This window comes from Candidatus Pantoea multigeneris (assembly GCF_011752615.1).
In the GTDB taxonomy this organism is placed as follows: Bacteria; Pseudomonadota; Gammaproteobacteria; order Enterobacterales; family Enterobacteriaceae; genus Pantoea; species Pantoea multigeneris.
Window position 1 is genome coordinate 256,384 of sequence record NZ_VWXF01000003.1, and the last position, 14,110, is coordinate 270,493.

Here is a 14,110-nt window from a genome sequence, read left to right on the forward strand (position 1 = left end):
TAGCCGGGTTTTTTTTGATCTATAAATGTCAGATCACCAGTCGATGCCTTGTTGTGCCTGAATGCCGGCATCAAACGCGTGCTTGACCGGGCGCATTTCTGTGACGGTATCCGCCATTTCGGTCAGCGTTCGATGACAGCCGCGCCCGGTAATAATGACGCTCTGATGGGCAGGGCGATGCTGTAGCGCACTAACCAGTGCTTCCAGCGGCAGATAATCCATGCTCACCATGTAGGTGATTTCATCTAAAATCACCAGATCCAGACGCTTGTCAGCCAGCATGCGCAGGGCATGTTGCCAGACGCCAAGGCAGGCTTCGGTGTCAGTCTGGCGGTTTTGTGTGTCCCAGGTAAAACCCGTCGCCATCACCTGAAACTCGACGCCGTGCGGCTCCAGCAGATTGCGTTCACCGTTGGGCCACTCGCCTTTAATAAACTGAATCACGCCGACGCGCTTGCCGTGGCCGCAGGCGCGCAAGGCGGTGCCAAACGCCGCGGTGGTTTTCCCTTTACCGTTACCAGTAAACACCATCAAAATTCCGCGCACTTCAGTCGCGGCGGCGATGCGCGCATCAACCTGCTCTTTCAGGCGCTGCTGACGCTGCTGATGACGTTGTTCGCTCATTATTCTGCGGGTCCGGCTTTGCGTCCTGGCTGAGCATCGAAGCTTTTGCCGTTCTCTGCTGCGCTGTCTTTACCCATCAGCCACAGATAGAGCGGCATCAGATCGGCGGGGGTTTTCAGCTTCTGTGCATTTTCATCCGGGAAGGCACTGGCGCGCATTTTGGTGCGGGTTCCACCCGGATTGATACAGTTAATGCGCAGAGACTGTCCTTGATACTCGTCGGCCAGCACCTGCATCATGCCTTCAGTGGCAAACTTCGAGACCGCATACGATCCCCAACCTGCGCGCCCCACGCGCCCCACGCTGGAGGTGGTGAAAATCAGCGAGGCCTGAGGTGATTTCAAGAGCAGCGGCAATAGCGCCTGGGTCAGCCAGAAAGTGGCATCCACATTCACCTGCATCACTTGCCGCCAGACCAGCGGATCAATCTCGCTCATCGGCACAATTTCACCCAGAATCCCGGCATTGTGTAAGACACCATCGAGACGAGGCACCTGTTGCGCGATCTGTGCGACGAGTATCTGGCTGCTCTCCGGCGTAGCATGGCTAAAGTCAAAGGTATGCCAGTTCGCCGCATGGCCGCTCACCTGCTGTATTTCATCAGCAACCGACTGTAAACGCACTGTATCCCGGCCCAGTAAAATCAGTTTTGCGCCGAAACGGGCATACGTCAGCGCGGCCTCGCGACCAATACCATCGGAAGCGCCAGTGACCAGAATATGCTTGTCTTGCAGTAAATTGTTTTCAGGTTGATAGAGCACGCTTGCCGTCCTGTGTTAAGTCTCGCTAAAGCACGCTTTATGCCTGATTTTAGCCTCCGGTGCAAACCTGTGCCATGCAATCTGTAAACGAGGATGTCATGCCTGGCGACGAGAAACGGTAAAGCAGGTAAACTGACTGACGTATCTAAAACTCTGTTTAATAAGAAGGCAGCCGAATGGATCTCCTTTTCAGCTATGGGTTATTTTTAGCAAAAGTCGTGACGCTGGTGGTCGCCGTTGCCGCGATTGTTTTGATTGTGGTCAACGCCGCGCAACGTAAACGCAACCAGGCTGGGCATCTCCAGCTCACTGACCTCAGCGATGATTATCAGCAAATGCAGGATGATTTGCGTTTGGCCAAGATGAAGCCAGAGGCGCAGAAGCTGTGGCAGAAGCAGCATAAGAAAGAGGAAAAGCTCAAGGCGAAAGCGGCAAAACGCGATGCGAAGCAGGGCACGGTGGCAGCAGCGAAACCGACTCTCTACGTGATTGATTTTAAAGGTAGCGTTGACGCACATGAAGTCAGCGGCCTGCGTGAAGAAGTCACGGCGATTCTGGCGGTTGCCACGCCAGGGGATGAAGTCCTGATCCGTCTGGAAAGCCCTGGTGGGGTGGTGCATGGCTATGGTCTGGCGGCTTCCCAATTGCAGCGTCTGCGCGAGGGTGGACTGCGCATCACGGCGACCGTGGATAAAGTGGCGGCCAGTGGCGGCTACATGATGGCTTGTGTGGCCGATCATATTATTGCCGCCCCGTTCGCCATTCTGGGTTCAATCGGTGTAGTGGCACAGATCCCCAACTTTAATCGCCTGCTCAAACGCAATGATATTGATGTGGAACTCCACACTGCGGGGCAATATAAACGCACGCTGACGCTGTTTGGCGAAAACACCGATGAAGGCCGCGAAAAGTTTCGTGAAGACCTCGATGAAACGCATCAGCTGTTCAAAAGCTTTGTCCACCAGATGCGACCGAAGCTCGATCTGGAAAAAGTGGCGACCGGTGAACACTGGTATGGCCGTCAGGCGTTGGATCTCGACCTCGTGGATGCTATCGCCACCAGTGACGATGTGATCATCAAACAAATGCATCATTTCAGCGTACTGCGCGTACATTATGCGCGTCGTCGTAAAATGATGGACCGTTTCAGCGCCAGTGCCAGCCACGCAGCAGAGCGTTTACTGGTAAAACTCTGGCACCGTGGGGAACGCCCATTGCTCTAACGTAGCAGACAAGGCAAAGCATCGGCTTTGCCTTTTTCTTTGCTCGCCAGGAATCTTCTCTTTTTTTCTCTATACTCTGCCGGATGCTACGGTCCCTCAGCTGCATTTTTTTCATTATTCTTCGGCGTGAAGCGTCGCTCAGTATTTATCTTAACTGTGTGAAAAAACTGGCGAAAAAATCAACGCAGTGCTAATTAAGTTGCGTAACAGATTTTATCAGGTAGAGTGTGGGCCACTCAGTTTATAGGGGGATCGCACCAGGAAGTGCGGTGGCGTCAGGCGGAAAACGCGTCAGTAATCAAGATGTTGTAGTAGCCATACAGACCTGCCTGAGATTGGCCCAGCCACCTTGAAAGCGGATTCAATGTCCACAATATTGAAGCCATTCAGGTTTGCGGGCAGTACATTCTCTCCCGTTTCAGGACGTTTTAATTAGGTAAAAGGTAGATATGGGTAAAGCACTCGTAATTGTTGAGTCCCCGGCAAAAGCCAAAACTATCAATAAATATCTCGGTAATGACTACGTGGTTAAATCCAGCGTCGGTCATATTCGTGATTTGCCGACCAGCGGTTCAGCCAGCAAAAAGAGTGCCGACGCAGCGGCGACCAAACCCGCTAAGAAGGTCAAAAAGGACGAGAAGTCTGCGCTGGTTAGCCGTATGGGCGTTGATCCCTGGCACGGTTGGCAGGCTGACTATCAGATTCTGCCCGGCAAGGAAAAAGTGGTCGCCGAGTTAAAAGCGCTGGCTGAAAATGCTGACCACATCTACCTCGCAACCGACCTTGACCGCGAAGGGGAGGCCATCGCATGGCACCTGCGGGAAGTGATCGGTGGTGATGACAAACGTTTTAGTCGTGTGGTGTTTAACGAAATCACCAAAAACGCGATCCGTCAGGCATTTGAAACCCCTGGCGAGCTGAATATCGATCGTGTTAATGCCCAGCAGGCGCGCCGCTTTATGGACCGCGTGGTGGGGTATATGGTCTCGCCACTGCTGTGGAAGAAAATTGCGCGCGGCCTCTCTGCAGGACGCGTACAGTCAGTTGCCGTTCGCCTGCTGGTGGAACGTGAACGCGAGATCAAAGCCTTTGTCCCGGAAGAGTACTGGGAGCTGAAAGCCGATCTCACCACGCCGAAAGGCGATGCGTTGCCGGTGGAAGTCAGCCATCAGGGTGAAAAACCTTTCCGTCCGGTCAATCGTGAGCAGACGCTTGCGGCGGTTGCGGTACTGGAGAAAGCCCGCTACGAAGTGCTGGAACGTGAAGATAAACCGACCAGCAGCAAGCCGGGTGCCCCCTATATTACGTCTACCCTGCAACAAGCCGCGAGCACGCGCCTCAGCTTTGGCGTGAAGAAAACCATGATGCTGGCGCAGCGCCTGTATGAAGCGGGTCACATCACCTATATGCGTACCGACTCAACCAACCTGAGTCAGGACGCGGTGGCGATGGCGCGTGGATATATTGAAGATAACTTCGGCGGCAAATACCTGCCGGAGAGCGCCAACTCCTATGCCAGCAAAGAAAATTCGCAAGAGGCGCACGAAGCGATTCGCCCATCGGACGTCAATGTCCAGTCTGAGCAACTTAAAGACATGGAGGCGGATGCGCAAAGACTGTATCAGCTGATCTGGCGTCAGTTTGTGGCCTGTCAGATGGTGCCTGCACAGTACGACTCGACCACACTGACGGTCAAAGCGGCTGACTTCCGCCTGAAAGCCAAAGGTCGCACCCTGCGTTTCGATGGCTGGACTAAAGTGATGCCTGCGCTGCGCAAAAATGATGAAGATCACACGCTGCCGCCGATCGGTGTTGGCGAAGCGTTGGATCTGGTGCAGTTACTGCCGAGCCAGCACTTTACCAAACCACCGGCGCGCTTCAGTGAAGCCTCGCTGGTACGTGAGCTGGAGAAGCGTGGAATTGGCCGTCCTTCGACCTATGCCTCAATCATCTCGACCATTCAGGATCGCGGTTATGTACGGGCAGAGAACCGTCGCTTCTATGCGGAAAAGATGGGGGAAATCGTCACCGATCGCCTGGAAAATAATTTCCGCGAACTGATGAACTACGACTTCACCGCGCTGATGGAAAACAGCCTCGACCAGGTGGCCAATAACCAGGCCGAGTGGAAAGGCGTGCTCGACTCCTTCTTTGCCGATTTCAGCCAACAGCTGGACCAGGCAGAGAAAGATCCGGAAGAGGGCGGCATGCAACCCAATCAGATGGTGCTGACCTCGATTGACTGCCCGACCTGTAGCCGTCAAATGGGCATTCGTACCGCCAGTACCGGTGTGTTCCTCGGTTGTTCTGGCTATGCGCTGCCGCCAAAAGAGCGCTGCAAGCAAACCATTAACCTCATTCCTGAAAATGAAGTACTGAACGTTCTGGAAGGGGATGATGCGGAAACCAATGCCTTACGCGCACGCCGCCGTTGTGGCAAGTGTGGTACCGCAATGGATAGCTACCTGATCGATAACCAGCGTAAGCTGCATGTCTGCGGTAACAACCCAGAGTGTGACGGTTACGAAATCGAACAGGGCGAATTCCGTATCAAAGGCTACGATGGCCCGATTGTTGAGTGCGAAAAATGTGGTTCTGAAATGCACCTGAAAATGGGGCGTTTCGGTAAGTACATGGCCTGTACCAATGATGAGTGTAAAAATACCCGTAAGATCCTGCGCAACGGTGATGTCGCGCCGCCGAAAGAAGATCCAGTGCCGTTACCCGAACTGGCCTGTGAAAAATCAGATGCCTATTTCGTGTTGCGTGATGGCGCAGCAGGGGTGTTCCTTGCAGCAAACACTTTCCCTAAATCACGTGAAACCCGTGCACCGTTAGTGGAAGAGCTGCAACGCTTCGCCGATCGCTTGCCAGAAAAGTTGAAGTATCTGGCCGAGGCTCCGGCTACGGACCCTGAAGGTAACAAAACCCAGGTACGTTTCAGCCGTAAAACCAAACAGCAGTATGTCTCTTCTGAAAAAGAGGGCAAGGCAACGGGCTGGTCAGCATTCTTTGTTGATGGTCAGTGGCAGGAAACTAAAAAGTAACTTTGCCTCATAAAAGGCCCGCTCTGAGCGGGTCTTTTTTTCTCCGCCTTATACCTAAACGTTCTACTCTTGTCTCCGGAATGATATAGTGGTTATAGCACTTCCGAATTTTCCTGACACTCTGCCACTGGCACCGTATTAAGGGGCTACCAGGGACCCGGTGCTGTCGCTTACGGAGACAGATCTGATATGAAATTGCAGCAGTTACGCTACATCGTCGAAGTGGTTAACCATAACCTCAACGTCTCATCGACGGCGGAAGGCCTCTATACCTCGCAGCCTGGCATCAGTAAACAGGTGCGTATGCTGGAAGATGAGTTGGGCGTTCAAATTTTTGCCCGCAGTGGTAAACATCTTACGCAGGTCACGCCTGCCGGTGAGGAAATTATCCGCATCGCGCGTGAAGTGCTGTCCAAAGTGGATGCGATTAAGTCAGTTGCAGGAGAGCATACCTGGCCCGACAAAGGCTCATTGTATGTCGCGACCACCCATACTCAGGCGCGTTATGCATTACCAGGCGTAATCAAAGGATTTATTGAGCGCTATCCCCGAGTCTCGCTGCACATGCATCAGGGGTCACCGACGCAGATTGCCGAAGCGGTTTCCAAGGGCAATGCGGATTTTGCCATCGCGACGGAAGCGTTACACCTCTATGACGATCTGATCATGCTGCCTTGTTACCACTGGAATCGCTCTATTGTGGTAACGCCAGACCATCCACTGGCGAACAAAGCCCAGGTCACGATTGAGGAACTGTCGGAATATCCTCTGGTCACCTACACCTTTGGCTTTACCGGTCGCTCGGAGCTGGATACCGCTTTCAACCGTGCCGGACTGACGCCACGTATTGTGTTCACCGCAACCGATGCTGATGTTATTAAAACGTATGTCCGGCTGGGGTTAGGGGTGGGCGTTATTGCCAGTATGGCAGTAGACCCGGTTTCCGATCCGGATCTGGTGCGGATTGAAGCTGCTGAAATATTCACCAATAGTACTACGAAGATCGGTTTCCGCCGCAGCACCTTCTTACGCAGCTATATGTATGATTTTATTCAACGTTTCGCACCTCACCTGACCCGTGATGTCGTCGATACGGCGGTGGCTTTACGTTCCAATGAAGACATTGAAGCGATGTTTAAAGATATAAAGCTCCCCTTTAAATAATTCACCTGGTTATTATCCAGCCTAAGGCTGTTCACCGCAGCCTTAATAACCTTCTACGGTGATGTTTTTCTTGCCATACTTTTGCAAATGTTTTGTAAATGAAACATAGCTCACAGGTTTTTTCATTGTTCTCTCTCAAATGAGAATCAGAACACAATTCTTACGCTTTTCTTTTGCCTGTTGCCAGGAATATTCCCATACTCAACTTAACAAGATGAAGTCGGGCTTATAGATTAAGGCTTTTAAATGTTTACTCTATTTATAAGTGGATCTAAATACATTTTAACTCAAATTTTTCGAAGAAATTTTCGATTAATTTGAATGAGATAAACAACATTAACATTGCTTAATGATGTGATTTGATAAATAGGCTTAATCGTAGTGCTCAATAAAAATAACTGGATTTTTGGTGATTAGCCGTTTAGGATTCGTCCTAAAGATTAATCGTTGTTATCAATCGTTTTATTGAGAGTGATTATCAAAAGCTATGACTACAAGACTGACTGTACAACCGGAATTCCGGGCTAAGAGCAACAAGGCTGAGCGCTCTGGTGACATCCGTCGTAAGGCCTGGTTAGCGGTATTCGCGATGTCTGCCCTGTTCTGGGTAGTGGTTGGAATGATGATTTGGCGTTTCTGGAGTTAATAATATGCTGGCGAGAAGCTGTAACTGGAAAATTCGCGTTGCAAACCAGAAACGCAAAACGCCTTCTTGTGAGAGCAAAGTCAAAGATACTGCCCGGGAAGAGAAGGCGATACCCAAATCCTGGCAAGTTAATGACCAGCAGCGCTGCTTTATAGAGTCATTGATGGAACCTAAGAACAAATAACAGCAGTAAGCAATGTCAGACAGCTAAATAATAATTCTTCTTATTTACCGGCCATCCGGTGGGCATATTAAAAGCCCAATTTCTCACTCAGCAAATCGGTATCATCCACTCAGGATGATGATTGTGGGATTTTTTCGCCTGAATCTGGCGGAGGTATAAGATGAACATGACATCAGTATCATGGTTCGGCGTCTATGCATTCTCATTAAGTTTCTGGGCACTTGCCCTGTGGCTAACCTTGTAACGCGCTGATTATTCGATTAAACCCCGTGATGAACACGGGGTTTTTTGCTTTCTGGCATGTGGCAATTTGTGTTGTAATCAAATTGTTAGCAGTAATTTACGCTATCTTTATTAGTAACCTTGCCAATCTTGAGGTTAAGCAGGGAAATAATAAGGAGGCGCTATGTCAGTTACATTACGTGAACAAAGTCAGGACACCCTTCAGGTCAATCAACACCAATACCACTATTTCAGTCTGGCGAAAGTCGAGCCTCAGCTAGGTAGCGTTGAGCGACTGCCCAAATCCCTTAAAGTATTACTGGAAAATTTACTGCGCTGGCAGGACGGCGTCTCGGTGACCGCAGAGGATATTCAGGCGCTGGTGGCGTGGCAGCAGCAGGCCCATGCTGACCGGGAAATTGCCTATCGTCCGGCGCGCGTATTAATGCAGGATTTCACAGGTGTGCCTGCGGTGGTCGATCTCGCGGCGATGCGTGAAGCGGTTCAGCGGCTAGGCGGGGACGTAGCAAAAGTGAATCCCCTGTCGCCGGTAGACCAGGTTATTGACCACTCTGTTACCGTCGACCGTTTCGGCAATGAAGATGCCTTCGAACAGAATGTGCAGCTGGAAATGTCGCGCAATCATGAACGGTACGTGTTCCTGCGCTGGGGGCAACGGGCCTTTGATCAGTTTCGTGTCGTACCGCCCGGCACCGGGATTTGCCATCAGGTCAATCTTGAATACCTTGGCAAAGCGATTTGGCAGCAACAGGTGGGCGATAAGACGTGGGCCTGGCCGGACACGCTAGTCGGCACCGATTCACATACCACGATGATTAATGGATTGGGCGTTTTAGGCTGGGGTGTCGGTGGCATTGAGGCGGAAGCCGCCATGCTCGGCCAACCCGTCTCCATGCTGATCCCGGATGTCGTCGGCTTCAAACTCACGGGTAAACTGCGTGCCGGGATTACCGCGACGGATCTCGTGTTGACCGTCACCCAGATGCTGCGCAAACACGGCGTTGTGGGTAAATTTGTCGAATTTTATGGCGATGGCCTGGCGGATTTGCCCCTGGCAGACCGTGCGACCATTGCCAATATGGCGCCGGAATATGGCGCAACCTGCGGCTTCTTCCCGATTGATGAAGTGACGCTGAGCTACATGACCCTGACCGGGCGAGACAGCGACCAAATTGCCATGGTGGAAGCCTACGCTCAAGCACAAGGGATGTGGCGTCATCCTGGCGATGAACCGGTCTTCACCAGCACGCTGGCGTTAGATATGAACAGCGTAGAGTCTAGCCTGGCGGGGCCTAAACGACCACAGGATCGGGTGGCGCTGGCCGATGTGCCACAGGCTTTTGTCGCCAGCACCGAACTGGAAGTGAATTTACCTGAACATGCCGATAAATCGGTGAATTATCAGGATGAACAGAGCGGGGAGACGGTGACGTTAGAGGACGGTGCCGTGGTGATCAGTGCCATTACTTCCTGTACTAACACCTCCAATCCCAGCGTTTTGATGGCTGCCGGTCTGCTGGCGCAGAAAGCGGTCGAGCTTGGGCTACAGCGCAAACCCTGGGTGAAAGCCTCACTGGCACCGGGATCGAAAGTGGTGTCTGACTATCTGGCGCATGCCGGACTGACCCCGTACCTCGATGAACTCGGCTTTAATCTGGTGGGTTACGGTTGTACCACCTGTATCGGTAACTCTGGTCCATTACCGGATGCGATTGAGGCGGCGATCCGTAGCGGCGACCTGACTGTAGGGGCGGTCCTTTCTGGCAACCGTAATTTCGAGGGGCGCATTCATCCGCTGGTGAAAACCAACTGGCTGGCCTCTCCACCGTTGGTGGTGGCCTATGCGCTGGCGGGTAATATGAAAATCAATCTGGAGAGTGAGCCTCTGGGGACCGATCGCCACGGGAAGCCGGTGTTCCTGAAACAGATCTGGCCTTCACCTGAAGAGATTGCGGCTGCGGTGGCACAGGTTGACGTGAGCATGTTCCACAAAGAGTACGCCGAAGTGTTTGACGGTACGCCAGAGTGGCAACAAATTAAAGTCAGTGAAGCCGCAACTTACGACTGGGATGAAGATTCAACCTACATTCGTCTTTCTCCCTTCTTTGACGGCATGGAAGCGGAGCCAGCACCGGTTCAGGATATCAAAGGCGCACGACTTCTGGCCTTGCTCGGAGACTCCGTCACCACCGACCACATTTCCCCGGCAGGCAGTATTAAAGCCGACAGTCCAGCAGGGCGCTATTTGCAACAGCATGGCGTAGCGCGTGAAGACTTCAACTCGTATGGTTCACGACGGGGTAATCATGAAGTCATGATGCGCGGCACGTTTGCGAATATCCGTATTCGTAATGAAATGGTGCCGGGCGTGGAAGGGGGATATACCCGCCATTACCCCAGCGGCGAACAGTTAGCGATTTATGACGCAGCCATGTTGTATCAGGCTGAAGGCACACCGCTGGCGGTGGTTGCTGGTAAAGAGTATGGCTCCGGCTCCAGCCGTGACTGGGCCGCCAAAGGGCCACGCTTGCAGGGCGTGCGGGTGGTCATTGCCGAGTCATTTGAACGTATTCACCGCTCGAACCTGATTGGTATGGGGATTTTGCCGCTGGAGTTTCCTGAGGGCGTCAACCGTAAAAGCCTGGGACTGACCGGCGAAGAGCAGATTGATGTGCTGAACCTGAGCCAGCTATCTCCCGGTGCAGCGGTGGCGGTGGAAATCACCTATCCACACGGGGAGCGGCGGACGGTGACAACCCGTTGCCGGATCGATACCGGCAACGAACTGGACTACTATCGTAATGACGGCATTCTGCACTATGTCATACGCAATATGCTGAAATCATAAAGGAACAGTGCCAGACCTCAGGGTCTGGCAACCAGTGCAATTACTCTTTCGACAGCAAATGGCCCATTTTCTCGGCTTTCGTATCGAGATAGTGGGCATTTTTCGGGTTGCGCCCGACGATCAGTGGCACACGTTCAACAATGTTAATACCAGCCTCAGTGAGGATCTCGACTTTGCGCGGGTTATTGGTTAACAGGCGCACTTCATCCACACCCAGCAGTTTGAACATATCCGCACACAGCGTGAAATCACGTTCGTCAGCGGCGAAACCCAACTGATGGTTGGCTTCTACGGTATCATAGCCCTTATCCTGCAAGGCATAAGCGCGGATTTTGTTCAACAGGCCAATGTTACGGCCTTCCTGACGGTGATACAGCAACGCACCGCGTCCCTCTTCAGCGATGGCATTCAGCGCGGCTTCCAGCTGGAAACCACAGTCACAGCGCAGACTGAAAAGTGCATCGCCCGTCAGGCACTCAGAATGGACGCGCGCCAACACGGGCGAGCCATCGTTAATATCGCCATAAACCAGTGCAACATGATCGTGTCCTGTTGCCAGTTCTTCAAATCCCACCATCAGGAAATCACCCCAAGGTGTAGGCAGTTTGGCTTCTGCCACTCGTTTAAGCTGCATGTAACTCTCCAGAACCTTCAGAGGATGCGCTATCATCGGGATAACGCACAGGCCAGAGTGGCCTGAAAAACTGACACTATTCTGCCATAAGCCACCGCAGGGCGGTTACTCAGTCAGAGCGATTATAGTGATAAAGCACGATTATCTACGCTGCAACAACTTATGTTATTCTTTTTTAAGCTAAAGTTATGCATAGTCGAATTGATTAATCTGAATCAGGGTATGGCATGTTGAACATTTTGCGGCGGATTTCGCTGGCAACGGCGCTCTTACTGGTCATGCCGATCACCGTCTGGCTGACGGGCTGGCACTGGCAGCCCGGAGCCAGTGACCTGAAATTAAAACTCTTTTTTGCTGTCACCGAAACGGTCACCCGTCCGTGGGGCACCCTGACCAGCCTGCTGATCAGCGCCTGGGTATTGTGGTGCCTGCGCTTTCGCCTTAAGCCCGCGCTGGTCCTGCTGGCGATCATGAATGTGACGATCATTGCCGGGCAATACACCGGTTCACTGATTAAAAATCAGGTGCAGGAAGCGCGTCCTTATGTGGTGTGGCTGGAACAGCATCACGGTATTGATGAACGGGTCTTTTATCAGCAAACGCGCACTGAGCGCAGCGCCATGGTCAATCGATTACTGGTGGATGAGCCGACCGTACCGGGCTGGTTAAAACGCCACTGGGCATTTGAAACCGGCTTTGCTTTTCCTTCAGGGCACACCCTGTTTGCCGCCAGTTGGGCGCTGTTGGCTGTGGGACTGCTCTGGCCGCGCAAACGCTACCTGACGCTGGCGATCATTTTCGGTTGGGCCAGCGCAGTGATGGCTAGCCGGTTACTATTAGGCATGCACTGGCCACGGGATCTGGTCATGGCAACGGTGGTTGCCGCGGTTTGGGTGAGCGTGGCCACCTGGCTCGCGCAGCGGTTCTGCGGACCGTTGACCTTGCCACCGGTTGAGCAAAAAGAGGTACAAGAGCGCAATAATGGATTGTAATTATGTTCATTAACCCCATATAAAGAGTGATGCTAAACAAACAGTCCTTCAGCATGTGCGCTGGAGAGCAGCATTTTTGTCGCAATTTTGGCATACTCGTACCGGATAACCTCACAACAGGATGCACTGTGAAATATTTGCTGATTTTTTTAGTGGTATTGGTCATTTTTATCATTTCCGTCACGCTCGGTACGCATAACGACCAGGTTGTTACCTTTAACTATCTGTTAGCACAGGGACAATTCCGCATTTCAACGCTGCTGGCAACCCTGTTTGGCGCAGGCTTTTTGTTGGGCTGGGCCATTTGTGGATTGTTCTGGCTGCGTCTTCGTGTCTCACTGGCTCATGCCCAGCGCAAGTTGAAGCGTTTACAAGCGCAGAATGCCAGCACACCAGTTGCCCGGGACTGATCGATCATGCTCGAACTGCTGTTTCTGTTACTTCCTGTTGCGGCGGCCTACGGTTGGTACATGGGCCGACGCAGTGCGCACCAGGATAAACAACAGGACGCCAATCGCCTGTCGCGCGAATATGTCGCAGGCGTCAACTTCTTGCTCTCCAATCAGCAGGACAAAGCGGTTGATCTGTTCCTCGATATGCTTAAAGAGGACAGCGGCACGGTTGAAGCTCACCTGACGCTGGGTAATCTCTTCCGCTCCCGTGGCGAAGTTGACCGGGCGATCCGCATTCACCAGTCATTAATGGAAAGTGCGTCGTTGAGTTACGAACAGCGTCTGCTGGCCGTACAGCAACTGGGGCGCGATTACATGGCCGCAGGTTTGTACGACCGCGCTGAAGACATGTTCACGCAGTTGATTGATGAAACCGATTTCCGCATTGGTGCGCTGCAACAGCTGTTAGTGATTCAGCAATCCACCAGCGAGTGGCAGCAGGCGATCGAAGTTGCTGAGAAGCTGGTGCGCCTGGGTAAAGACAAGCAAAAAATTGATATTGCTCACTTCTATTGCGAACTGGCCCTGCAAGCCATGAGCAGCGACGATCTCGATCGCGCGATGACCTTGCTGAAAAAAGGCGAAGGCTATGACCGCAACTCAGCACGTATTTCCATTATGACCGGGCGTATTTTAATGGAGCGTGAAGAGTACGCCAAAGCAGCAGAGCGCCTGCAAAAAGTGCTGGAACAAGATGTTGAGCTGGTCAGTGAAATGCTGCCAATGCTGGACACCTGCTATCAACGCCTTAATCAGCCTGAGGCCTGGGCTGCGTTTGTGCAACGTTGTGTGGATGAGAACAGTGGCGCATCGGCGGAACTGTATCTGGCGGATATTATTGAGCACCAGCAGGGCAGTGAAGCCGCACAGGTGTATATCAACCGTCAGTTGCAACGTCATCCTACCATGCGCGTTTTCCAGCGCCTGATGGACTACCATCTGCATGAGGCAGAAGAGGGGCGTGCCAAAGAGGGGCTGATGGTACTGCGTGACATGGTTGGCGAGCAAATTCGCACCAAACCGCGTTATCGTTGCCAGAAGTGTGGGTTTACCGGTAGTGCGCTTTACTGGCATTGTCCTTCTTGCCGAACCTGGTCCACCGTCAAGCCGATTCGCGGGCTGGATGGACAGTAAAGGTCCTTTTCCCCCTAAATCTCACCACCTAGTTACAACATACTTATAGCCGCTGCGCACTGATGGGTGCGTGCGGTGATTGTTTAACGTGTTTTATGCAGCAACGTTTGTCGATGATGGTCGGAGCGGGTAGAATGCACGCCGTTTGCCCATTGCCG

12 protein-coding genes are annotated in these 14,110 nt (G+C 52.5%); 9 read left to right on the forward strand and 3 right to left on the reverse strand.

Annotation, left to right across the window (positions count from 1 at the left end):
• Nucleotides 1–33 precede the first annotated feature (33 nt).
• Together cobO and F3J40_RS10080 are read right to left on the reverse strand one after the other, a co-directional pair.
• Nucleotides 34–624: a cob(I)yrinic acid a,c-diamide adenosyltransferase gene (cobO, locus tag F3J40_RS10075; RefSeq protein WP_167014218.1), complete on the reverse strand. Its 591-nt coding sequence runs from the start codon at nucleotides 622–624 to the stop codon at nucleotides 34–36.
• Nucleotides 624–1,385, reverse strand: a complete 762-nt coding sequence (locus F3J40_RS10080) for a YciK family oxidoreductase (protein ID WP_167014220.1) — start codon at nucleotides 1,383–1,385, stop codon at nucleotides 624–626. Before F3J40_RS10080 ends, cobO begins: the two co-directional genes overlap by 1 nt.
• A gap of 176 nt (nucleotides 1,386–1,561) precedes the next feature.
• Here F3J40_RS10080 and sohB point away from each other — a divergent pair, with 176 nt between their 5' ends.
• The 6 genes from sohB to acnA all read left to right on the forward strand — a co-directional run bounded on the left by sohB (nucleotide 1,562) and on the right by acnA (nucleotide 10,740).
• Complete coding sequence (sohB, locus tag F3J40_RS10085; RefSeq protein WP_167014222.1) at nucleotides 1,562–2,608, forward strand: protease SohB; 1,047 nt, start codon at nucleotides 1,562–1,564, stop codon at nucleotides 2,606–2,608.
• Nucleotides 2,609–3,057: 449 nt separating this feature from the next.
• The gene (gene topA / locus F3J40_RS10090) at nucleotides 3,058–5,655 is read left to right on the forward strand and encodes a type I DNA topoisomerase (RefSeq protein WP_167014224.1); all 2,598 of its coding nucleotides are present in this window, start codon (nucleotides 3,058–3,060) and stop codon (nucleotides 5,653–5,655) included.
• A gap of 189 nt (nucleotides 5,656–5,844) precedes the next feature.
• Nucleotides 5,845–6,819: an HTH-type transcriptional regulator CysB gene (cysB, locus tag F3J40_RS10095; protein ID WP_017346258.1), complete on the forward strand. Its 975-nt coding sequence runs from the start codon at nucleotides 5,845–5,847 to the stop codon at nucleotides 6,817–6,819.
• 487 nt (nucleotides 6,820–7,306) lie between these two features.
• Nucleotides 7,307–7,465, forward strand: coding sequence for a YmiA family putative membrane protein (locus tag F3J40_RS10100; RefSeq protein WP_071524375.1), 159 nt, complete (start codon nucleotides 7,307–7,309; stop codon nucleotides 7,463–7,465).
• Between the two features lie 4 nt (nucleotides 7,466–7,469).
• Nucleotides 7,470–7,649 carry a YciX family protein gene (locus tag F3J40_RS25390; protein WP_505543773.1) on the forward strand — a complete coding sequence of 60 codons (180 nt, stop codon included), beginning with the start codon at nucleotides 7,470–7,472 and terminating at the stop codon, nucleotides 7,647–7,649.
• A gap of 406 nt (nucleotides 7,650–8,055) precedes the next feature.
• The gene (gene acnA, locus F3J40_RS10105) at nucleotides 8,056–10,740 is read left to right on the forward strand and encodes an aconitate hydratase AcnA (RefSeq protein WP_167014226.1); all 2,685 of its coding nucleotides are present in this window, start codon (nucleotides 8,056–8,058) and stop codon (nucleotides 10,738–10,740) included.
• A 40-nt stretch (nucleotides 10,741–10,780) separates the two neighbouring features.
• Here acnA and ribA read toward each other — a convergent pair whose 3' ends face one another.
• Nucleotides 10,781–11,374 carry a GTP cyclohydrolase II gene (gene ribA, locus F3J40_RS10110; RefSeq protein ID WP_017346255.1) on the reverse strand — a complete coding sequence of 198 codons (594 nt, stop codon included), beginning with the start codon at nucleotides 11,372–11,374 and terminating at the stop codon, nucleotides 10,781–10,783.
• A 227-nt stretch (nucleotides 11,375–11,601) separates the two neighbouring features.
• Here ribA and pgpB point away from each other — a divergent pair, with 227 nt between their 5' ends.
• From pgpB to lapB, 3 genes are all read left to right on the forward strand, one after another.
• Entirely contained in the window at nucleotides 11,602–12,366 is a 765-nt protein-coding gene (gene pgpB / locus F3J40_RS10115) for a phosphatidylglycerophosphatase B (RefSeq protein ID WP_167014228.1), read from the forward strand.
• Between the two features lie 128 nt (nucleotides 12,367–12,494).
• The gene (locus F3J40_RS10120; protein WP_017346253.1) at nucleotides 12,495–12,776 is read left to right on the forward strand and encodes a LapA family protein; all 282 of its coding nucleotides are present in this window, start codon (nucleotides 12,495–12,497) and stop codon (nucleotides 12,774–12,776) included.
• A gap of 6 nt (nucleotides 12,777–12,782) precedes the next feature.
• Nucleotides 12,783–13,952, forward strand: a complete 1,170-nt coding sequence (gene lapB / locus F3J40_RS10125) for a lipopolysaccharide assembly protein LapB (RefSeq protein WP_167014231.1) — start codon at nucleotides 12,783–12,785, stop codon at nucleotides 13,950–13,952.
• Nucleotides 13,953–14,110: the final 158 nt, after the last annotated feature.

What these genes read in the sequence shown, in the direction of transcription:
- F3J40_RS25390 (WP_505543773.1), top strand. Translation starts at nt 7,470, where the DNA reads ATGCTGGCGAGAAGCTGTAACTGGAAAATTCGCGTTGCAAACCAGAAA.
- F3J40_RS10100 (WP_071524375.1), top strand. Translation starts at nt 7,307, where the DNA reads ATGACTACAAGACTGACTGTACAACCGGAATTCCGGGCTAAGAGCAAC.
- ribA (WP_017346255.1), bottom strand. Translation starts at nt 11,374, where the DNA reads ATGCAGCTTAAACGAGTGGCAGAAGCCAAACTGCCTACACCTTGGGGT.
- acnA (WP_167014226.1), top strand. Translation starts at nt 8,056, where the DNA reads ATGTCAGTTACATTACGTGAACAAAGTCAGGACACCCTTCAGGTCAAT.
- topA (WP_167014224.1), top strand. Translation starts at nt 3,058, where the DNA reads ATGGGTAAAGCACTCGTAATTGTTGAGTCCCCGGCAAAAGCCAAAACT.
- pgpB (WP_167014228.1), top strand. Translation starts at nt 11,602, where the DNA reads ATGTTGAACATTTTGCGGCGGATTTCGCTGGCAACGGCGCTCTTACTG.
- sohB (WP_167014222.1), top strand. Translation starts at nt 1,562, where the DNA reads ATGGATCTCCTTTTCAGCTATGGGTTATTTTTAGCAAAAGTCGTGACG.
- cobO (WP_167014218.1), bottom strand. Translation starts at nt 624, where the DNA reads ATGAGCGAACAACGTCATCAGCAGCGTCAGCAGCGCCTGAAAGAGCAG.
- cysB (WP_017346258.1), top strand. Translation starts at nt 5,845, where the DNA reads ATGAAATTGCAGCAGTTACGCTACATCGTCGAAGTGGTTAACCATAAC.
- lapB (WP_167014231.1), top strand. Translation starts at nt 12,783, where the DNA reads ATGCTCGAACTGCTGTTTCTGTTACTTCCTGTTGCGGCGGCCTACGGT.